Annotated in this window: 20 protein-coding genes and 1 pseudogene; 8 read left to right on the forward strand and 13 right to left on the reverse strand. The window is 69.6% G+C overall.

What is annotated here, in order from left to right; all coding sequences use genetic code 11:
- Window positions 1–142 precede the first annotated feature (142 nt).
- Both ACWIHT_RS06030 and ACWIHT_RS06035 read left to right on the forward strand, forming a co-directional pair.
- Window positions 143–1699: an ABC transporter substrate-binding protein gene (locus ACWIHT_RS06030; RefSeq protein ID WP_456164899.1), complete on the forward strand. Its 1557-nt coding sequence runs from the start codon at window positions 143–145 to the stop codon at window positions 1697–1699.
- 95 nt (window positions 1700–1794) lie between these two features.
- Window positions 1795–2199 carry an ATP-binding protein gene (locus ACWIHT_RS06035; protein WP_456164901.1) on the forward strand — a complete coding sequence of 135 codons (405 nt, stop codon included), beginning with the start codon at window positions 1795–1797 and terminating at the stop codon, window positions 2197–2199.
- A gap of 13 nt (window positions 2200–2212) precedes the next feature.
- On the opposite strand, the gene ACWIHT_RS06040 is transcribed toward ACWIHT_RS06035, so the two are convergent.
- Both ACWIHT_RS06040 and ACWIHT_RS06045 read right to left on the reverse strand, forming a co-directional pair.
- A complete protein-coding gene (locus ACWIHT_RS06040) occupies window positions 2213–3667 on the reverse strand; it encodes a sensor histidine kinase (RefSeq protein WP_456164903.1) in 1455 nt (484 codons plus the stop codon).
- A complete protein-coding gene (locus ACWIHT_RS06045; RefSeq protein WP_093628740.1) occupies window positions 3664–4350 on the reverse strand; it encodes a response regulator transcription factor in 687 nt (228 codons plus the stop codon). Before ACWIHT_RS06045 ends, ACWIHT_RS06040 begins: the two co-directional genes overlap by 4 nt.
- A 187-nt stretch (window positions 4351–4537) precedes the next feature.
- Between ACWIHT_RS06045 and ACWIHT_RS06050 the strand changes: the two genes are divergently transcribed.
- Window positions 4538–6940 (forward strand): MMPL family transporter, encoded by a 2403-nt coding sequence (locus tag ACWIHT_RS06050; protein ID WP_456165974.1) that lies wholly within the window; start codon window positions 4538–4540, stop codon window positions 6938–6940.
- Between the two features lie 9 nt (window positions 6941–6949).
- On the opposite strand, the gene ACWIHT_RS06055 is transcribed toward ACWIHT_RS06050, so the two are convergent.
- The 4 genes from ACWIHT_RS06055 to ACWIHT_RS06070 all read right to left on the reverse strand — a co-directional run bounded on the left by ACWIHT_RS06055 (window position 6950) and on the right by ACWIHT_RS06070 (window position 9196).
- Window positions 6950–7753, reverse strand: a complete 804-nt coding sequence (locus tag ACWIHT_RS06055) for a TetR family transcriptional regulator (protein ID WP_456164905.1) — start codon at window positions 7751–7753, stop codon at window positions 6950–6952.
- Between the two features lie 11 nt (window positions 7754–7764).
- Complete coding sequence (locus tag ACWIHT_RS06060) at window positions 7765–8286, reverse strand: thiol-disulfide oxidoreductase DCC family protein (RefSeq protein WP_456164907.1); 522 nt, start codon at window positions 8284–8286, stop codon at window positions 7765–7767.
- Window positions 8283–8690, reverse strand: coding sequence for a hypothetical protein (locus ACWIHT_RS06065; RefSeq protein WP_366431185.1), 408 nt, complete (start codon window positions 8688–8690; stop codon window positions 8283–8285). Before ACWIHT_RS06065 ends, ACWIHT_RS06060 begins: the two co-directional genes overlap by 4 nt.
- A gap of 95 nt (window positions 8691–8785) precedes the next feature.
- The gene (locus tag ACWIHT_RS06070) at window positions 8786–9196 is read right to left on the reverse strand and encodes a VOC family protein (protein ID WP_456164910.1); all 411 of its coding nucleotides are present in this window, start codon (window positions 9194–9196) and stop codon (window positions 8786–8788) included.
- 75 nt (window positions 9197–9271) lie between these two features.
- Here ACWIHT_RS06070 and ACWIHT_RS06075 point away from each other — a divergent pair, with 75 nt between their 5' ends.
- A complete protein-coding gene (locus tag ACWIHT_RS06075) occupies window positions 9272–10012 on the forward strand; it encodes a methyltransferase domain-containing protein (protein WP_456164912.1) in 741 nt (246 codons plus the stop codon).
- Here ACWIHT_RS06075 and ACWIHT_RS06080 read toward each other — a convergent pair.
- The 7 genes and pseudogenes from ACWIHT_RS06080 to ACWIHT_RS06110 all read right to left on the reverse strand — a co-directional run bounded on the left by ACWIHT_RS06080 (window position 9992) and on the right by ACWIHT_RS06110 (window position 15418).
- On the reverse strand, window positions 9992–10168 hold the full coding sequence (locus ACWIHT_RS06080; RefSeq protein ID WP_456164914.1) for a DUF397 domain-containing protein: 177 nt from the start codon (window positions 10166–10168) through the stop codon (window positions 9992–9994). The genes ACWIHT_RS06075 and ACWIHT_RS06080 overlap by 21 nt on opposite strands.
- A gap of 219 nt (window positions 10169–10387) precedes the next feature.
- Window positions 10388–10996, reverse strand: coding sequence for a Uma2 family endonuclease (locus ACWIHT_RS06085; protein WP_456164916.1), 609 nt, complete (start codon window positions 10994–10996; stop codon window positions 10388–10390).
- Window positions 10997–11153: 157 nt separating this feature from the next.
- The gene (locus ACWIHT_RS06090; RefSeq protein WP_456164918.1) at window positions 11154–11933 is read right to left on the reverse strand and encodes a succinate dehydrogenase iron-sulfur subunit; all 780 of its coding nucleotides are present in this window, start codon (window positions 11931–11933) and stop codon (window positions 11154–11156) included.
- Complete coding sequence (gene sdhA, locus ACWIHT_RS06095) at window positions 11933–13687, reverse strand: succinate dehydrogenase flavoprotein subunit (RefSeq protein WP_456164920.1); 1755 nt, start codon at window positions 13685–13687, stop codon at window positions 11933–11935. Before sdhA ends, ACWIHT_RS06090 begins: the two co-directional genes overlap by 1 nt.
- Before the next feature lie 30 nt (window positions 13688–13717).
- Window positions 13718–14200, reverse strand: a complete 483-nt coding sequence (locus tag ACWIHT_RS06100; RefSeq protein ID WP_026150201.1) for a succinate dehydrogenase hydrophobic membrane anchor subunit — start codon at window positions 14198–14200, stop codon at window positions 13718–13720.
- An 8-nt stretch (window positions 14201–14208) separates the two neighbouring features.
- Window positions 14209–14595, reverse strand: a pseudogene (sdhC, locus tag ACWIHT_RS06105) (succinate dehydrogenase, cytochrome b556 subunit); the annotation flags it as partial.
- Between the two features lie 271 nt (window positions 14596–14866).
- On the reverse strand, window positions 14867–15418 hold the full coding sequence (locus tag ACWIHT_RS06110) for a 2-oxo-4-hydroxy-4-carboxy-5-ureidoimidazoline decarboxylase (RefSeq protein WP_456164922.1): 552 nt from the start codon (window positions 15416–15418) through the stop codon (window positions 14867–14869).
- A 256-nt stretch (window positions 15419–15674) separates the two neighbouring features.
- Between ACWIHT_RS06110 and ACWIHT_RS06115 the strand changes: the two genes are divergently transcribed.
- The 4 genes from ACWIHT_RS06115 (at window position 15675) to ACWIHT_RS06130 (ending at window position 19298) form a co-directional block, all read left to right on the forward strand.
- The gene (locus ACWIHT_RS06115) at window positions 15675–17309 is read left to right on the forward strand and encodes a beta-N-acetylhexosaminidase (RefSeq protein ID WP_456165976.1); all 1635 of its coding nucleotides are present in this window, start codon (window positions 15675–15677) and stop codon (window positions 17307–17309) included.
- Between the two features lie 163 nt (window positions 17310–17472).
- Window positions 17473–18075 (forward strand): DUF4328 domain-containing protein, encoded by a 603-nt coding sequence (locus ACWIHT_RS06120; RefSeq protein WP_456164924.1) that lies wholly within the window; start codon window positions 17473–17475, stop codon window positions 18073–18075.
- A 138-nt stretch (window positions 18076–18213) separates the two neighbouring features.
- Window positions 18214–18774: a hypothetical protein gene (locus ACWIHT_RS06125; protein WP_456164926.1), complete on the forward strand. Its 561-nt coding sequence runs from the start codon at window positions 18214–18216 to the stop codon at window positions 18772–18774.
- 137 nt (window positions 18775–18911) lie between these two features.
- Complete coding sequence (locus ACWIHT_RS06130; RefSeq protein ID WP_456164928.1) at window positions 18912–19298, forward strand: hypothetical protein; 387 nt, start codon at window positions 18912–18914, stop codon at window positions 19296–19298.
- The last annotated feature ends 123 nt before the right edge of the window (window positions 19299–19421 follow it).

Genomic DNA, 19421 nt, shown 5'->3' on the forward strand with positions numbered 1-19421 from the left:
GATTAACACCCGTCGGTAAGTTCTTTCTCATCTCGGCAGAACTCTCTTCCCCCGGATGAAACTCCTGTGGTTAGGTGATCCGCGCCACTAGGGGAGTGGCATATGCGCACGGACCCGGGAGGGTCCTGGGGAGGGCACACCGATGCGGTCGGTTCGCATACGGATTCTCGCGACGCTGCTTGTTCTGGCGGCCGTGGGAGTCGGCGGCTGGCAGTTGCTGCCGTCGGACGGGAACAAGAACAAGACGATCACGGTGGGGACGACGGACGCCGTCACCTCGCTCGACCCGGCCGCAGCGTACGACGCGGGTTCCTGGGCGTTGTACAACAACGTCTACCAGTCGCTGATGACGTTCGACTCGGGCGGTACGTCGCCCGTCCCGGACGCGGCCAAGAGCTGCGGTTTCGTGGGCGGCGGGCTGACGACGTACCGCTGTGTGGTGCGTGACGGGCTCACCTTCCCGAGCGGGCGCACGATGACCGCCGCGGACGTGAAGTACTCCTTCGACCGGGTCAAGAAGATCAACTCGGATGTGGGTCCGGCACCGCTGCTCTCCACGCTCGGCTCGGTCGACGCCTCCGGCATGACCGTCACCTTCCATCTGTCGTCGCCGGACGCCACGTTCCCGTTCAAGGTGGCCACCGGTGCCGGTGCGATCGTCGACAGCACCAAGTACCCGAAGGACGCCCCGCGCAACGGTTTCCAGGCCGACGGCACCGGGCCGTACACCCTGTCGACGTATACGAAGGACAAGAAGGCCGTCCTGAAGCCCAACAGCCACTACAAGGGCGCGGTCAAGAGCACCGGGAGCCCGATCGAGCTGCGGTACTACGCCGACTCGGACGCGTTGCAGAAGGCGTACAAGGCGAAGCAGGTCCAGGTCGCCACCCGGCAGCTGCCGCCGAAGATGCTCTCCGGGCTCTCCGCCAGCGACCCGAACCAGCGGGTGTCGGAGGCCGACAGCTCCGAGACCCGCAATCTGTACCTCAACACCCGTAAGGGCACGCCCCTGCACGACGTCCTCGTGCGGCGGGCCATGGCCTGGCTGATCAACCGCGACGAGCTGGCCGCCACGGTGTACGACGGCACGGTCGACCCGCTGTACTCGCTGATCCCGGCCGGCCTCGTCGGCCACACGACGTCCTTCTTCGACGCGTACCCCTCGGAGAGCGTCAGCAAGGCGAAGGCACTCCTCGAAGAGGCGGGTGTCTCCGTCCCGGTGCGCTTCACCTACGGCTACGGCATCGGGCACGGTTCCGGCGCCGAGGAGGCCGCCGAGCTGAAGAAGCAGCTGGAGGCGAGCGGCCTGTTCAAGGTGGACGTCAAGGGCTACGAGTGGACCGACTTCCAGAAGCGCTGGGCCACCGGGAAGCTGGACGCGTGGGCGGTCGGCTGGGCCGCGGACTACCCCGACCCGGACACCTTCGGCTCCGCGCTCGTCGGCACCGGCTCCACCATGAACACCGGCTACAGCAACAAGCTGGTCGACCAACTCATCCTCAACAGCCAGAAGTTCGCCGACCGCAGCCGCGTCGACGACGACTTCCGCGACGTCCAGACGGACGTCGCCGAGGACGTGCCGCTGATCCCGCTGTGGCAGCGCAAGGACTACGTCGTGAGCAGCGAGGACGTCGGCGGCATCTCCTACCTCACGGACGGCACCGGCGTGTTCCGGCTCTGGGCGCTCGACTGGATCTGAGCGCACCCGCCCGGCCGGACCTCGCCCGAGTGACACCGGGCGCCCCTCGCACGCAGCACCATGTGACGGAGGCGTGCGCGGGGTGAGGAGCCGACGTGGTCAGACGCAACTCCTTCCGGCTGCCCCGGCACCCGGCCTCGGTGGGGCTCGCCCGGCGCCGGGTCCGGGACCATCTCGCCGACTGGGGGCACGCGAGCGACGATCCGGCGCTCCTGGACGCGGTGCTCCTGGTGTCCGAGCTGGCCACCAACGTCGTACGCCATGGGCCGCTCCTTGAGCGGGAGTTCGAGGTCGCGGTGACCGCCCTCGCGGACGGCTCCTGCCTCATCGAGGTGTCGGACGAGGGCCGCGTCGAGCCCCGGCTGCGGGTCGTGACGGACGCGGCGGAGGCAGGCCGTGGCCTGCACCTCGTGGAGGGCGTCGCGGCGGCCTGGGGCGTGTGGAGCCGCGGCGCCCACGGCAAGACGGTATGGGCCCTCGTCCAGGCCGACATCCCGTGACGAGGGCCGTGTCCTACGACGGCACCGGCGCCCGCGTCGGCAGGGTCACCGTCACCGCGAGCCCCTCGCCCGGCGCCGTCCGCACTGCCACGTCCCCGCCGTGCGCCTGGACGACGCCCTGCACGATCGCCAGCCCCAGTCCGCTGCCCGCACCGCCGCCCGCCCGGAAGAAGCGGTCGAACATCCGGGCCGCGTCGTCCTGTTCAAGACCCGGGCCCTCGTCCGCGACACACAGCCGTACGACCCCGTCCTCGCGCTCCAGACCGAGCCGCACGGGCACGTCGGCGGGGGTGTGGGTGCGGACGTTGGTCACCAGGTTGCCGAGTATCTGGCGCAGGCCCGACTCGTCGGCGCGCACCAGCAGGGAGCCGTCGGCGCCGACCGTGACCGGCCGGTCCGGCTGCTGCACCCGCAGGTCCTCGGCGGCGTCGCGCACCAGGCGGCTCAGGTCGACGTTCTTGAAGCGCAGTTCGGGCCGCTGGTCCAGGCGGGCCAGGGTGAGGAGTTCGTCGACGAGGCGGCCCATGCGGTCGGCCTCCGCGTTCATCCGGTCCCAGGCGCGTCTGCGCTCGTCGGGCTCGGTCAGCATGCCCTTGTCGTAGAGCTGGAGATAGCCGCGTATCGCCGACAGGGGGGTACGCAGTTCGTGCGAGGCGTCGGCGACGAAGCGGCGGAGCTGGGCCGCCGTGCGCTCGCGCGTGCGGTACGCCGACTCCACCTGGTGGAGCATGGAGTTGAGGGCGAGCCGCAGCTGCTCGACCTCCTGGGTCGGGTGGTGGCTGGAGGGCACGCGCCGGGTCAGGTCGCCCTCGGCGATGGCCGTGGAGGTCTCCACCATGTCCTCCAGGGGCCGCAGCCGCCGCCGCACGCTGACCATGGTGAGCGTGGCGAGCAGCACCAGCAGGAGTGTGCCGAAGGTGAGGTCCAGCTTGAGGGCCTTGGCCATGCCGTGGTGCAGGCCGCCGGTGGAGGCGGCGATCAGGATGTAGGTGCCGTCGGTGAGTTGGGTCCCGGTGGCCCGGTAGGAGTCGCCGCGCAGTGAGATGTCGCGCGGTGTGCGGTCCTTGGTGAGCTTCGCCGGGTCGTGGAAGGCGTCGGCGAGGGCCCGCTGGGCGGCGGTCGGGGCGTATCCGGCGATGGTGAGCACCTTGCCCTGGCGGTCGACCGCCGCGAACACCGTGTCGGGTTTCGGGGAGCCGGGCTGCTGCTGGGGCACCAGCCGGTCGCCGATGCCGGCCAGTGAGCTGAGTACGTTGATCTGCCGCATGGTGAGCTGCGAACTGCTCAGCGAGTCACGGGACTTGGTCAGCTCCGCGTCGACCTGGGCGACCAGGTAGTGCCGCATGCCCATCAGGCTGACGGCGGTGGCCATGACGATGCCGAGGGAGAGCAGCGCGAGGTTGGCCAGGGTCAGCTTGGCGCGCAGCGAGTGGGCGCCGCGCTCGCAGTTCGGCAGCCGGACCCTCATGCGAGCCCGTATCCGACGCCCCGCCGGGTGGTGATCACCGGCGCTCCCAGGGTGTCCAGCTTGCGCCGCAGATAGCTGATGTAGGTCTCGACGACGGTCGACTCCGGCGGGGTGTGCTCGTACTGCCAGACATGGCGCAGCAGTTGCTCCTTGGGCACGATCCGGCCGCTGTTGCGCACCAGGAAGCGCAGCAGGGCGTACTCGGTGGGGGTCAGCTCGACCGAGCGGTCCGCGCGGTGCACCGAGTACGTCGTCTCGTCCAGCTCCAGGTCGCCGTAGCGCAGCGGCGGGCGCTGGGGGAGGACGTCGGCGGGGCGGGTGCGGCGCAGGACGGCGGTGATGCGGGCGACGACCACGTCGATGTCGAAGGGCTTGGTGATGTAGTCGTCGCCGAAGCCGAGGGCGCCGACGATCTCGGCCGGCGCGTCCCGCGCGGTGAGGAAGACGAGCGCCAGGTCGGGCCTGCGGGCGCGCAGTTCCTGTCCGAGCGCGCGGCCGTCGCCGTCCGGGAGCATCACGTCGAGCAGCGCGCAGTCCGGGCGGGTGCGCTCGGCCAGCGCGAGCGCCTCGCGGACGGTGCCCGCGGTCATGACCTCGAAGCGGTGGTAGCGCAGCGCGATGGCGAGGACGTCCGCGATGCTCGGTTCGTCCTCCACCACCAGCACGGTTCCTGGAGCCGTCATGCCCCCAGTATCGGCGGCACCACTGACATCGGGCCCGTCCGGTCTTTGGAGTTCCTTGAGAGTCATGGCCAGGACATGTCCACGCGCGCGTGCCACCGCCAATTGTGTAGCCCAGGACCTGGGGGACCGTCCGACCGATCGACCGAGTCAACTCGGTTTCGAATAAGGAGTGTTGAGCGTGGCGGCATTGGCACGGTGGTGCTATCGGCACCGGCTGGTGGTCCTGTTGCTGTGGGTGGGGGCACTGTTCGGCCTCGGCTTCTCGGCGACGACGGCGGGGACGGACTACGCGAACGTCTTCTCCCTCCCGGACACGGACTCCAAGAGCGCGTACGACCTGATGCAGAAGGCGTTCCCGAACAGCTCGGGCGACACCGACACGGTGGTGTGGAAGGTCGACTCGGGCTCGGTCAAGGACCAGTCCGTACAGACCCGCATCCAGCCCGTCCTGGACAGGATCGCGGGCATGAAGGGCGTCGGCGAGGTCACCGGCCCCTACTCCGGCGCCCGGGGCGCGGCCCAGATCAGCTCCGACGGGACGATCGCCTACGCGCAGATCACCTTCGCCGAGCAGGCCAACGCCGTCCCCAAGGACCTCGTCCAGAAGGTCGTCGACACCGCGCAGGAGGCCCGACAGGGCGGCCTGCACGTCGAACTGGGCGGCCAGGCCGTCCAGCGGGTCGAGGAGCCGCCGGGCGGCATCGCGGAGGGCGTCGGCATCCTCGCGGCGGCCGTCGTGCTGTTCCTGGCCTTCGGCTCGTTCTTCGCCGCCCTGCTGCCGATCGGCATCGCGATCTTCGGCGTCGGCACCGGCCTGTTCTCCACCCAGCTGCTCAGCCACGCCACCGACATCCCCGACCTGGCGCCCCTGCTGGCCACCCTGATCGGCCTCGGCGTCGGCATCGACTACGCCCTGTTCATCGTCACCCGGCACCGCCGCGGCCTCCAACGGGGCATGGATCCCGAGGAGTCGGCGGTCGTCGCCCTCAACACCTCGGGCCGCGCGGTGCTGTTCGCGGGCGGCACGGTGTGCATCGCGCTCGCCGGCATGCTGGTGACGCAGCTGCGCTTCCTGGACGGCGTGGTCATCGGCACCTCGCTGACGGTCGTCCTGAGCGTCCTCGCGGCGACGACCCTGCTGCCCGCGCTGCTCGGCTTCCTGGGCCCGCGCGTCCTCAGCCGCAAGCAGCGCCGCAAGCTGGCCGCGACCGGTCCCGAGCCGGAGCGCACGGACAATCTCGCGGTCCGCTGGTCGGCCGCCGTGCAGAAGCGCCCGCGCCGGATCGCCGCCTTCGCCCTCGTCGTCATGGCCGTACTCGCCTTCCCGGTGCTGTCGCTGCGCCTCGGCGCCACCGACCAGGGCAACGACAACGCCTCGACGACCACCAGGAAGGCGTACGACCTCCTGGCCGACGGGTTCGGCCCCGGCTTCAACGGCCCGCTCCAGGTGGTCACTTCGAGCGGTGACACGGCCACCCTGGTCAAGGGCATCGAGTCGACCAAGGACGTGGCCCGGGTCGCCGCGCTGCCGCCCACGGGCGGGGTGACGGTGATCCAGGTCGTCCCGAAGACCTCACCGCAGTCCGTGGAGACCGACGACCTGATCGACACCCTGCGCGACAAGGTGATACCCGAGGCCGGCGCGACCGGTCACGTCGGCGGGGTGACGGCCATCTCCAAGGACTTCGCGTCCGTCACCGGCGACCGCCTCCCGCTGTTCGTCGCGACGATCATCGGCCTGAGCTTCCTGCTGCTCCTGCTCGCGTTCCGCTCGCTCGTGGTCCCGTTGACGGCCGCCCTGATGAACCTCATCGCGGCGGCGGCCTCCTTCGGTGTCCTGGTGGCGATCTTCCAGTGGGGCTGGGGCCTGAGCCTGCTGGGCCTCGGCAAGGAGGGCCCGATCAACGCCTTCCTGCCGGTCATCATGCTGTCCCTGCTCTTCGGCCTCTCCATGGACTACCAGGTGTTCCTGGTGAGCCGCATGCACGAGGAGTGGGTCCACACCAAGGACAACGCCCGCGCGGTCCGCGTCGGCCTCGCGGAGACCAGCCGCGTCATCAACTCCGCCGCCCTCATCATGGTCTGCGTCTTCCTGGCCTTCGTCCTGAGCGGCAACACGGGCGCGGCGACGGCGGGCGTCGGCCTGGCCGCCGCGGTCGCCCTCGACGCCTTCATCCTGCGTACGGCCCTGGTCCCGGCCGCGATGCACCTCCTGGGCAACTCCAACTGGTGGCTCCCGGCCTGGCTCGACAAGAGCCTGCCGCACCTCGCGGTGGAACCCGCCGAGGAGCCCGTACAGGCCGTCTTGGAGGGCCCGGCGTCGGCCGTCCACGGTTTCGTCCGTACGGCCGAGGGCGAGCCCGTGGAGGGCGCGTCCGTCACGCTGCGGACGACCGGCGGACGCGAACTGGACCGCGTCGAGTCCCTGGCGGACGGCTCGTACATCGTCTCGGTGCCGGCCCCGGGCACCTACCTCCTGGCGACGACCGCACCCTCGTACGGCCCGATCGCCCGGCAGGTCACCGTGGCGGACGGCCCGCTCATCTACGACGTCGAGCTGGCCGAGGGCGAGGTCGACGCCGTCAACTGACCTGATCGCTCAGGGGCGTTCGTCGTCGGCGTTTCCGGCGGCGGACGCCCCGCGCTTGTCCTTCTGCCGCTCCCTCTTCTTCGCCGGGTCGGGCAGCGCGTGGGTCATGCCCGGCAGGAAGTCCGTGAACAGCTCGTGCACCTCAAGGACGAGCGGGCGCAGCACCCGGAAGCGGGCCAGCGACACACCGCGCGCGGTGAGGCGGGCGCCGCGCTCGGCGAGCCGGTAGCTCCGCTCGCGCCCCTCGGTCCGGTCGAACACCCAGTACAGGACGAGCCCCATCTGGGAGAGCCACATCAACTCGGGCAGGACATCCCGCAGTTCGGGCGCCACCTTGGTCTTCGCCCCCGAAAGCACCTCCCTGTGGACGCTGATGGCCTGCACGCGCGCGTGCTCGCTCTCCGCGGAGAACGGGCTGAGCGGGCTGTCCGGGTCGGCGGCGTTCTTGAAGAACTGCACCGCGAACTCGTGGTACGGCTTCGCGATGTCCAGCCACACCCGCAGCACGCCCGCGAGCCGCGCCTCCAGATCGGTCTCCCGGTCCAGCACCTCGCGGACCGCGAGCCGGTGCTCCTCGGCGAGACGGTCGTAGAAGCCCTGGACCAGGTGCTCCTTGCCGGCGAAGTAGTAGTAGGCGTTGCCGACCGAGACGCCCGCCTCCTTGGCGATCGCGCGCATCGTCGTCTTGTCGTAGCCGTGCTCCTGGAACAGCCGCATGGCGGTCTCCAGGATCAGCGCGCGGGTCTGCTCGGACTTCGCGGACTTGGCGGGCGTACCGCCGTCCTCTTCGGGGCTGTCGTTCTTCGCGGGCACGGAAAGAGAGCCTATCCAGTGGCGCAGGAGCCGTCGGCGCAGCCCGGCGCGGTGTAGGTCCACCCCCGGTGCGGGTCGTACGTCCACCTGTCCCCCTGCCGGTACACCCCGCCGCCCCACCGCCCGGGGCCCCACTGCGCCCCGCGCCACTTCGCGGCGGCGAGGACGGCGCCCCTGGCGAGGCGGGCCCCGGCCGGGGTGTTCAACCGGTGTGCCAGGGGCCGCTGTTCGCGCAGGGCCCACAGGGTGACGATCCAGGCGGCGGCGCCCTGGTAGACCTGCCCGGAGTCGCCGACGACAGTGACCTCGTCGAGGGTGGCGCGGTGGTCGAGCCCGGGGAAGCGCCGTCGTGCCTCTTCGGAGGAGGCCGGTACCAGCTCCAGGGGCACCAGCTGCGACTGCCGTACGAGCCAGTCGCGGACGAAGGCGCACAGGGAGCAGTCGGCGTCGTAGAGGACGGTGAGCCCGTGGACCGGGACGCGCGAGGCGTCCCGGTCCTGGGTCCCGCCGAGGGCCGGGGCCACCCCCGTCACGCCCCGGCCGTCGGCGGAACCCACCCCTGCGGCGCGATGGGCGGCACCTGCTCCCGCTCCATGACCCCCCGCCGCCGGATCTTGTTCAGCACGAACACGTTCCCCAGGTGCATCACCCCGAGCACCAGCAGCACCACCCCCACCTTCTTCGACAGGGCCTCGAAGATGCCCCGGGTGTCGTCGATGGTGCCGTCGCCGCTGAGGTACAGGGCGACGAACCCGAGGTTCACGAGGTAGAAGCCCACTACTAGAAGGTGATTCACGGCCTCCGCGAGTTTTTCGTTCCCCCGTAGGACGTCGGCGAGGAAGATCCGCCCGTTGCGGCTGAGCGTGCGGGCCACCCAGACGGTGAGTCCGATGCTGACGACCAGATAGATGACGTAGGCGACGACCGTGCGGTCCATGCGCCTCCCCCTTCTTGAACGCGTTCAAAAACGCCGACAAGGAGAATGTAGACGCACTTTTGAACACGTTCAACTCGGCTGCACTGGGAGCTGCGTCACACCCGCCGCGCCAGCTCCGGCCGCTTCGTGTAGTCCGTGAAGCCGATGACGTTGCCCCAGGGGTCGGCGATCTCGACGGTCCACCCGGTGGCCACGGAAAAGGGCGCGTCGAGCAGCGCGACACCGGCGGCGGTGAGGCGCTGCGCGGCCTTCCGCGCGTCCGGGACCTCCAGCCACAGGCGGGGCGAGGGCCAGGGCGGCGGCCGGTGCCCGAGCCCGTCCTCCAGCCGCAGAAGCACCCCCGGCGTCTCGCCACCGACCTTCAGGATCGCGATACCGGCCTCGTCGAGCCGGAACCCCACGGTGAACCCGGCACGTTCGTAGAAGGGGACCGCCTCGGCGAGATCCCCTACGGGGAGGAGGACGTTGTCGAAGCCGAGCAGTTCGTACGACTCTTCATCTGACATGCCGTCAGGTTAGGGCGATGATCGGCAAAGGGCGGGGATTGTTGGCCACAGGCGCGTTCGCATAATGTCGCGCGCATGGCAGATGTGGATGTGTTCGCGGGAGTCCGACTGCTGGGCCCGCCCGAGGCCGACGGCGAGTACATCGCGCTGAGCGACGACGAGACGGTCCATCTGCACGACTACACGCGGATCTACGCCGTCCCCGGCCTCTACGAACACGTCGTCCAGGACCTGCTGCGGTGCACGTCACCGGAGGTCGCCGCAGCGGGCTTCCTGCGCGCGGCCGAGCGCCTCGGCCTGGAGCCGGGCGCGCTGACGGTCCTCGACGTCGGCTCCGGCACGGGACTGGTCGGCGAGTTGGTGCGCCGCGGTGGCGTCGCCCGGGTCGTCGGGGTCGACGCGCTGCCGGCGGCCCGCGAGGCCGCCCTGCGCGACCGGCCGGGCGTCTACGCCGACTACGTGATCGGCGACTTCCAGCGCGACGACGACACACTCCGCGAGGCGCTGCGCCCGCACGCGATCGGGGGCCTGGTCTCGGCCGGAGCGTTCGGCGGCACACACGCCACACCGAGGGCCCTGGAGAACGCCCTCACCCTGCTGCCCCCCGGCGCGCCCGTGGCCTTCACGCTCGACGAGCGGTGGATGGACGAGTCCGACCCGGAAGGGTTCGGCGCGGCCGTCGAGCGGCTGGTGGCGGGCGGGAAACTCACGGTGCTGGAGCGGACACGGTTCCGGCACCGGGTGACGACGACGGGGGAGCCGATCTTCTATCAACTGGTCATGGCTCGGACGACCTCACTGGCGTCCGAGGGCTGATATCAGGGCACCGAGTTGGTGGGTGCCGGTGGTGAGGATGGTCTTGGCCGGGTCGTCGCTTTCGCGGAGGAGGATCGTTCCGGTGGGGGTGGTGGCGAGGTAGACGCAGGAGGAGGCCTCCTCCATGCGGTCCAGGATCAGTCGGTACTTCGTCAACTGTGCGGCAGCGTCGATGAGTTCGCTGCCGTGCGCCGCGTCGAGCTGCGCGGTGTCGAGGGCGGGTACCGGCCCGTGGGCGTAGTCCAGGCCATGGCCGACGGTGGGCGAAAGAGGGTCCGGGCGTGCTCCGGGGTCTGGAGCAGGCCGGGGATGTTGATGACCTGGGCCACGCGCAGGGCGACGGCGTGGTGGTGCGAGTTGGCGGTGCCGTGAGCCTCAATCGGCCTTCGGTTGGCCTGCCTTGAGGATCTCCGCGACGTCGAGGGTGACTTCGGCGCCGATGGACTTGGGTAGGGTGACCACTTCGCCGGGGGAGTGCGGGCGGTGGCTCTCGTAGTCGTCCCCTGTGGGGTTGGTCAGGACGTGAAGGCGCTGATGCTTGCGGTCGATGATCACGTAAACCGGAATCTTGGCGGCGGCGTACGCCTTCACCTTGTCTCGCAGGTCGGTCCGATAGTTGCTGGAGGTGACCTCCAGGACCAGGCGGAAGCAGACGGGGTCGTAGCAGTTGTTCTCGACGTAGTGATCCCGGTAGTCGGCGTCGACCACCAAAAGGTCGGGGATCGCGTAGTCCTCGGTCCCGGTCGGTAGCCAAAGGCCAAGGCCTTGGAGCACCTTCGACTCCGTGCCGTGGAGACCGGAGGCCATGAAGGGCAGCATGAGATCGGTCAAGGCCTCGGCGTGCGGGCCGTCCGGCGGCGGGGACACGATGATCTGGCCTCCGATGATCTCGACGCGGTAGCCCGGTAGGCGATCCATGATTCGGTTCGCCTCCGCGATCAACGGACGGTCCTCATGCGGCCGCTCGACAGCTGCTGCGGACATCAGGTGCCTCCTGTGGGCTGGTGTCGAGAGCATCATCGTAGGCCGGACAACGCCGGTATGTCCTTGACGATCACGTTCACCCAAACGGGTTGCTGCACGCCAGAGGGCCCCGTTCCAGTACAGGAACGGGGCCCTCGCAGCCGTACGGAAAACAACCTCAGAAGCGGCGCGTGATCAGTGCTCGCTTCACTTCCTGGATCGCCTTCGTGACCTCGATGCCTCGGGGGCAGGCGTCCGTGCAGTTGAAGGTGGTGCGGCAACGCCACACGCCGTCACGGTCGTTGAGGATCTCCAGGCGCTGCTCGCCCGCCTCGTCGCGGCTGTCGAAGATGAAGCGGTGGGCGTTGACGATGGCGGCCGGGCCGAAGTACTGGCCGTCGTTCCAGAAGACCGGGCAGGACGACGTGCAGGCCGCGCACAGGATGCACTTCGTGGTGTCGTCGAAGCGCTCGCGGTCCTCCGCCGACTGGAGGCGTTCCCGGGTCGGCTCGTTCGTGTCCTTGGTGATCAGGAACGGCATCACATCGCGGTACGCCTGGAAGAACGGGTCCATGTCGACGACCAGGTCCTTCAGGACCGTCAGACCCTTGATCGGCTCTACCGTGATCGGCTTCTCGGGGTTGAGGTCCTTGATCAGGGTCTTGCAGGCGAGACGGTTCTTGCCGTTGATCCGCATCGCGTCCGAGCCGCAGATGCCGTGGGCGCAGGAACGGCGGAAGGTGAGGGTGCCGTCCAGTTCCCACTTGATCTTGTGGAGGCCGTCGAGGACGCGCTCCTTGGGGTCGATCTCCAGCTGGAAGTCCTCCCAGACCGCTTCCGCCGAGACCTCGGAGTTGAAGCGGCGGATCCGGAAGGTGACCGTGATGTAGGGGGAGTCGGCGAAGCCGGGCTCGGGCGCGCCGGCCGCTTCCGCCTTGTCCAGAACAGGGGTAGCCATCAGTACTTACGCTCCATCGGCTGGTAGCGGGTCTGGACGACCGGCTTGTAGTCGAGACGGATGGACTCGGTGCCGTCGTCGCCGACCTCGCGGTACGCCATGGTGTGGCGCATGAAGTTGACGTCGTCGCGGTTCGGGTAGTCCTCGCGGTAGTGACCGCCGCGCGACTCCTTGCGGGCGAGAGCGGAGACCGCCATGACCTCGGCGAGGTCGAGCAGGTTGCCCAGCTCGATGGCCTCAAGGAGGTCCGTGTTGAAGCGGCGGCCCTTGTCCTGGATCGACACGTTCCGGTAGCGCTCGCGCAGCTCCGCGATCTTCTCGACCGCCGTCTTGATCGTCTGCTCGGTGCGGAACACCATGACGTTCGCGTCCATGCACTCCTGGAGCTCGCGCCGCAGGACCGCCACGCGCTCGGTGCCGGTGGAGGCGCGAAGGTGCTCGACCTGGTCGATCACCTGCTGCGCCGGGTCCTCCGGCAGCTCGACGTAGGACGCCTTCTGGCTGTACTCCGCCGCCGCGATGCCCGCCCGGCGCCCGAACACGTTGATGTCCAGGAGCGAGTTGGTGCCGAGGCGGTTGGCGCCGTGGACGGACACGCAGGCGACCTCGCCGGCCGCGTACAGGCCCGGGACGACCGTGGTGTTGTCCGTGAGGACCTCACCCTGGACGTTCGTCGGGATGCCGCCCATCGCGTAGTGCGCGGTGGGCTGGATCGGGATCGGGTCCGTGTACGGCTCGATACCGAGGTAGGTGCGCGCGAACTCCGTGATGTCCGGGAGCTTCGCGTCGAGCTGCTCCGGCGGGAGGTGCGTGAGGTCGAGGTAGACGTGGTCGCCCTCGGGACCGCAGCCGCGGCCCTCACGGATCTCCGTGTAGATCGAGCGAGAGACCACGTCCCGGCTCGCCAGGTCCTTCATCACCGGCGCGTACTTCTCCATGAAGCGCTCGCCGTCCTTGTTGCGGAGGATGCCGCCCTCACCGCGGGCGCCCTCCGTCAGCAGGATGCCCATGCGCCAGATGCCGGTCGGGTGGAACTGGAAGAACTCCATGTCCTCCAGCGGCAGCCCCCGGCGGTACACGGCGGCCTGGCCGTCACCGGTCAGGGTGTGCGCGTTCGACGTCACCTTGAAGAACTTGCCGCAGCCGCCGGACGCGTAGATCACGGCCTTCGCCTGGAAGACGTGGATCTCGCCGGTCGCCAGCTCGTACGCGACCACGCCCACCGACGTCTTGACGCCGTCGACGTCGGCGATCAGCTGGTCGAGGACGTAGAACTCGTTGAAGAACTCCACGCCCTCCTTCACGCAGTTCTGGTACAGCGTCTGGAGGATCATGTGGCCGGTGCGGTCGGCCGCGTAGCAGGAGCGGCGGACGGGTGCTTCACCGTGATTACGGGAGTGGCCACCGAATCGCCGCTGGTCGATCGTGCCGTTCGGCGTGCGGTTGAACGGCAGGCCCATCTTCTCCAGGTCGAGGACCGAGTCGATGGCCTCCTTCGCCAGGATCTCGGCGGCGTCCTGGTCGACCAGGTAGTCACCGCCCTTGATCGTGTCGAAGGTGTGCCACTCCCAGTTGTCCTCCTCCACGTTGGCGAGCGCGGCGGCCATACCGCCCTGCGCGGCGCCCGTGTGGGAGCGGGTGGGGTACAGCTTCGTCAGGACCGCGGTGCGGCTGCGCTTCGTCGACTCGATCGCGGCGCGCATACCGGCGCCGCCCGCGCCGACGATGACGGTGTCGTATTTGTGGATCTTCATCAGAATTCCTCAGTCCCTCAGCCCGATGGCCTAGCGGATGTTCGGGTCGAAGGTGAAGATCACCAGCGTGCCCAGCAGGATGGTGAACACCGTGGCGGTGTAGAGCAGGCCCTTGAGCCACAGCCGGGTGTTCGCGCGCTCCGCGTAGTCGTTGATGACCGTGCGCAGGCCGTTGGCGCCGTGCAGCATCGCCAGCCAGAGCATCAGCAGGTCCCAGACCTGCCAGAACGGTGAGGCCCAGCGGCCCGCCACGAAGGCGAAGCCGATCTTGGAGACACCGCCGTCGAGGACGAGCTGGATCAGCAGGTGGCCGAGGACCAGGACGACCAGCACGACGCCCGACAGGCGCATGAAGAGCCAGCCGTACATCTCGAAATTGCCCCGGGTCGACTTCGGGGTCTTCTTGGTGCGCTTGCGGGGAGCCTCGATGAGGGGCGCGGGGTTGTCTACGGTGTAGACGGACGCGCTCTCGACGGGGCCGATGCCCGACGCGGCGGTTTCAGTCGTGGACATGTGAGGCGTCAGCTCCCGAAGACAACACGAGCGGCGTGGCCGAGCACGGGGTAGATCGCCCCGAGCATGAGCACGAGCCACAGGCCTACGACGGACCAGAGCATCTGCTTCTGGTAGCGCGGGCCCTTCGACCAGAAGTCGACGGCGATGACGCGCAGGCCGTTGAGGGCGTGGAAGAGGATCGCGGCGACGAGGCCGTACTCCAGCAGTGCGACGATCGGCGTCTTGTAGGTGGCTACGACCTTGTCGTAGTCCTCGGGGGAGACACGCACAAGAGCGGTGTCCAGCACGTGTACGAACAGGAAGAAGAAGATGAGGACGCCGGTGACTCGATGAGCCACCCAGGACCACATTCCTTCCCGGCCGCGGTACAGCGTTCCAGCCGGCACGGAAGCCCTCCGGGAGCGGGGATGTAGGGCCGCGCCGGCTTCTCTGTCGGTCGGGCCCGGCCGGGTACGGTCCTCCGGCCCTCAGCATCGTAACCAGGTGCTGACGCGAGCTTTACGGCGGGCCTGCTTGTGTGATCAAACTGGCACGCAAAGGTGCGCGTATGGGCTAGTTTCGGGCGGCTGAGGGGGTGGGGGGTTCGGGTTGTTTGCCGGGTGCGGGGCCGTTGTGGCTGGGCGCGCCCCGCGGCGGAGCCGCAAATGTCACAGCCCCGCGCCCCTAAAAGCAGTCGGCGAGCCGTCCCCTTGCAAGGCGCCGGAGTTCCTCCGCCACCACTACCCGTTCCTCCTCCGGATCGTTCGTCAAGCGTGACCGGATGCCTGCCAGTACGTGGTCCAGGACCTCGTCCGGAGGTACGTCGTCCGCGCAGATGACGAACACGTGGCCGAAGCGGGCCTCGTACGCCGCGTGGGCCGCGTCCAATGCCATGTGGGCGGCCTCGTACGTGTCGTCCGGCAGGACCGGGAGGGACTCGCCCGCCAACGCCTCCGCCAGGTCACCCGCCGTCAGGTCGTACGCCGCCTCGTCGGACGCGGCGAGCAGCGCGTCGAGGTCGGGGTAGGGGCGGTGGTCGGTGAGGCGGTGGGACCAGCGGTGGCTGTGGAGGCAGGTGAGGAGGGTGTGGCGGGCGGCCTCGGGCGGTGCCGTGTTGAAGGTCGCCAGCGAATGCGGGGACGGCGAGGTGCGGGACTGCTCGGGCAGCGCCGGTATGGCCAGTCGGCCGGGGAGGTGGGGAAGGCGGTGCGAAGGCAGTGTGGATCCTCGCGTCACGGATGGTGCGGCAGGGGATGCGGTGAAAGGTGCGGTGAAGGTGCGGTGAGAAGTGCTGTGAAAGGTGGTGTGAGAGGTGCGTCACCACGTTATCGGGAGTGGTCATGACGTGTCCGTTGGATGCCCGAATTTCACCCGGACGGGAGAGTTTCGGAACGTGTGGTGGACACTCGCGGTCCGCCCGGGGCCGTAGGTTGGCGCCGTGAGCCAGCACAGGCGCCGCGCGTCGGCGAAGCCGTTGAAGCCGTCGAAGCCGTTGAAGCAGCGGCGGGGGCTGATCGCCGTCGCCGCGGCCACGGCGGTGGTCGCGGGCGGGGTCGGCCTCGGGGTGTGGGCGTCGGGCGGGGACGACGGGAGCCCGGTCGGCGCCGCGCTGAGCCCCTCCGACTCCACCTCCACCTCATCGCGGGCCGCGAACTCCCGCACCCCCACGCCCACTCCGACCCCCAGCCCGACCCGCGTCTATCCGCTGTCCCAGACGCCCCGCACGATTCCCGCCGTGCGCTCGCACACCCCCGCGCGCGGTCCCGGCTGGCGTCCGGCGAAGGGGGAGCGGGTCGTTGTCGACGACGCCGATCTCGTCGACGAAGGGCGGCTGATCGCCGGGGAGTTGGGGCTGACGTACGCGGGCGAGGCGAGTGACGTGCGTTCCGGGGACGTACGGCTGGCGCTCAACGACGACGAGGGCGCGAACCCGGAGTCGTACGCGATGACCGTGCGCGGCGGGCGGATCACCATCAGCGGGCCCTCGGACGCGGGGGTGTTCTACGGCACCCGGACGCTCAAGCAGGAGGTGCACGGCGGTGGTTCGGCGCCGGAGGGTGTCGTGCGCGACCAACCGGCCAAGCCGCGGCGGGGGTTCATGCTGGACATCGCGCGCAAGCCGTTCACCGCGTCCTGGATCGAGGACCGGGTACGGGAGTTGGGCGACCTCAAGTTCAACGAACTCGGGCTGCACTTCTCCGACGACCAGGGGTTCCGGATCGAGTCCACCACCCATCCCGAGGTCGTGTCGAAGAACCACCTCACCAAGGCTCAGGTGAAGGCGATCGTCGATCTCGCCGCCGCTCGTCACATCACCGTCGTGCCCGAGATCGACTCGCCGGGGCATCTGGGCGCGGTCATCGCCGCCCACCCCGATCTCCAACTGCGCAACGCGTCCGGTGTCGCCACGCGCGGTGCGATCGACATCTCCAAGGACGCGTCCGCCGCGATCGTCGACGAACTCCTCGACGAGTACGCCGAGTTGTTCACCGGCGACCAGTGGCACCTCGGCGGCGACGAGTACCAGGCGCTGACCGTCGTCAACCCCCAGGCGTCCTTCCCGCAGTTGGCCGCCGCGGCGACGAAGGCCTACGGATCCGGCGGTACCGTCGCGGACCTCACCACCGGCTGGCTCAACGACCGCGCGGACACGGTCCGCAACCACGACCGCACGATGCGGGTGTGGAACGACGGCTTCTTCGCGGGGACGTCCGTGCGGGCCGCCAAGGATCTCCAAGTGGCGTACTGGACGGGCAAGGAGATCGGCGCCCGGCAGCCCGTCGCCTATCTGAGCGCGGGCCGCAAGGTCCTCAACTACAACGACGAGTACCTCTACTACGTCCTCGGTGAGCCGCAGACCTTCGTCTATCCGACGGGACGACGGATCTACGAGCAGTGGAACCCGCGTGTGCTGCGCGGCACGCAGGCGGTTCCGGCGAAGTACGACGGCCAGATCCTCGGCGGCTCCTTCGCGGTCTGGTGCGACCTGGCCAACTCCCAGACACAGGCCCAGGTCGCGGCCGGCATCCGGATGCCGCTGCGGGCCACCGTCCAGAAACTGTGGGACCCGGGGACACCGGCGCTCACGTGGACCCAGTTCAAGTCCCTTGCGGACAAGGTGGGTTGAGGTGGAGGCCGACATGTCTACATCCCCATCCCCATCTCCATCCCCATCTCCATCCCCATCTCCATCCCCATCCCCATCCCTATCTCCATCCCTATCCATATCCGGGTGCCGGCCGCGTTCGCCGGTCGGCCTCGGGCGGATCGCCGTCGCGCTGCTCGGGCTGGTGATCGCCGTCGATCTGTTCGCCGTCTACGCCGACTTCAGGTTGTACGGCGTGATAGATGACGTCATGGGTGGCGCGGGCGGCGATGCGGTGTTCCGGCGGGTGGTCGCGGCGCATTCGCTCGACTTGCTGGCCGGTCGTCTTCACACGGGCGCGCTGGTCGTGTGTGTGATCGGGTACCTGTGCTGGTTCGTGCGGGTGCGGGCCAACGCCGGGGTGTTCGATCCGGGTGAGCAGAGCATGCGGGCCTGGTGGGCGGTCGTCGGCTGGTTCGTCCCGGGGCTGAACCTCTGGTACCCGCGCCGGATCACCCTGGAGATCTGGGACGCCAGCAGGCCGCCTGCGGGCGCCCGCAGGTCGCATCTGCTGGTCAACCTCTGGTGGACGCTGTGCATCCTGTCGGTCGTCGCCGACTGGCTCGGCGACCTGCACTACGAGAGCGACTTCACGCCCGCCGACAACCGCGCCGTCCTCCTGTTGTCGCTGCTCGCCCACACCGTCGAGATCGAGGCCGCCGTCCTCGCGATCCTCGTCGTGCTGCGACTGACCCGCATGCAGCGGGCGAAGGTCCTGGCGGGGCCGGGCGTGCCGCTCGCGGTCTGACCGCCGGTTGGCCGAAAATCTCTTCTTCCGCTTTCTCGACCTGCACGGGGTGCTCCCGTGTGACACTCCCGGGGTGGAGCACGCAGTCTGGGGAGACGCGGGCACCAAAGGGGAGGGGCCCCGCAGAGGGAGGTTCGGATGAGTCTGGTGGAACTGATCGCTCGGGCCGACGAACGTGCGCTGGCCGTCAGTGGGCTGGCTTGTTTGGATCGGTGTGTGCCGCTGCTGGGCGGTGGCGACGAGGTGCTGCGGCCGTTGTGGGCCGGCCTCGCTGACGGCGCGGTGGGGGAGGAGTGGGGCGAACGGCTGGAGAAGGCGCGCGGTGAACTGCCCGCCCTCTTCGAGGAACCCGGTGAGGACCTGGCCGCGCCGCTCGCCCGGCGGATGCTCGACACCGCCCCGGACGTACCGGCCGACCCCGCGGTACGGGAGTGGGCCGACCTCTGCTCCGTCGCCTCGCTGCGCATCCACCAGCTCCTCGACCCCGCCGACGACGGCTCCCCGGTCGACGCCCGCCGGGCGGGCCGTACGGACGGGGTCTCGCCGCTCGTCGCCGCCGAGCTGCGCCGCCAGATCACCGTCCTCGAACTCCTCTCCGGCCCGGCCCCGGGCGGACTCCGCCAGGTCCTGGCCGTGTCGACGGAGGGGCGCCGGGTGCTGCGCGCGGTGGTGTCGCGGCGGGCTCGCGGACGGGGTTGAGGAGAATCCCGTTTCCGCGCGGTCTGTGAGCGTCGTGCGGTGAGTGTGGGGCGGTCCTGCGCCGGTCCGGGGGAATGTCCGGATCGTGGTGCGGGAAGAGTGCCCGGCCGTGCTTCTCCTGGTGTGTGACAGAGCGGATGAGAGAGCGGTCGCGGCCCAGGGCCGCCACGCAGCCCGTGCGGTGGGCCGCGGACGCGGTGGCGATGATGCGCGAGGGGGCCCGGGTGCGCCTGGACTACTCGGCGCGGAGCCTGTGGCGCGTCGACCGGATGATCGAGGAGATACGGCGGGAGGGCGCGCCGTTCGCCGCCGTGGAGAGCGAGTTGCGCGGATTCGGCGCCTACGCCGGCGAGGTGATCGCGCGGCAGACCGGCGCCGAGTGGTGGGCGACCGGCGGTGAGCACTGGCTGCGCACTCCGGACGGGCGGCTGTGGGACCCCGTTGACGAGGCGCGGCGGTGTTTCGGCGGGCACGGGTCGCTGCGGCTGCTGTGCCGGGACGCGGTGAACGGCGTACAGAGGTAAGGGAGTTCGGCGGGCGCCCCGGGGTGCCGTGCTCGGCAAAATCGGCGTAATTAGAGACGCCTGCGTTCCCCAAGGCGGAGGTCCGGGAGGACGATGAGGGCAACTGCCGGAACGGGGAGGGTA

It is taken from the genome of Streptomyces sp. NPDC002276 (genome assembly GCF_053891435.1).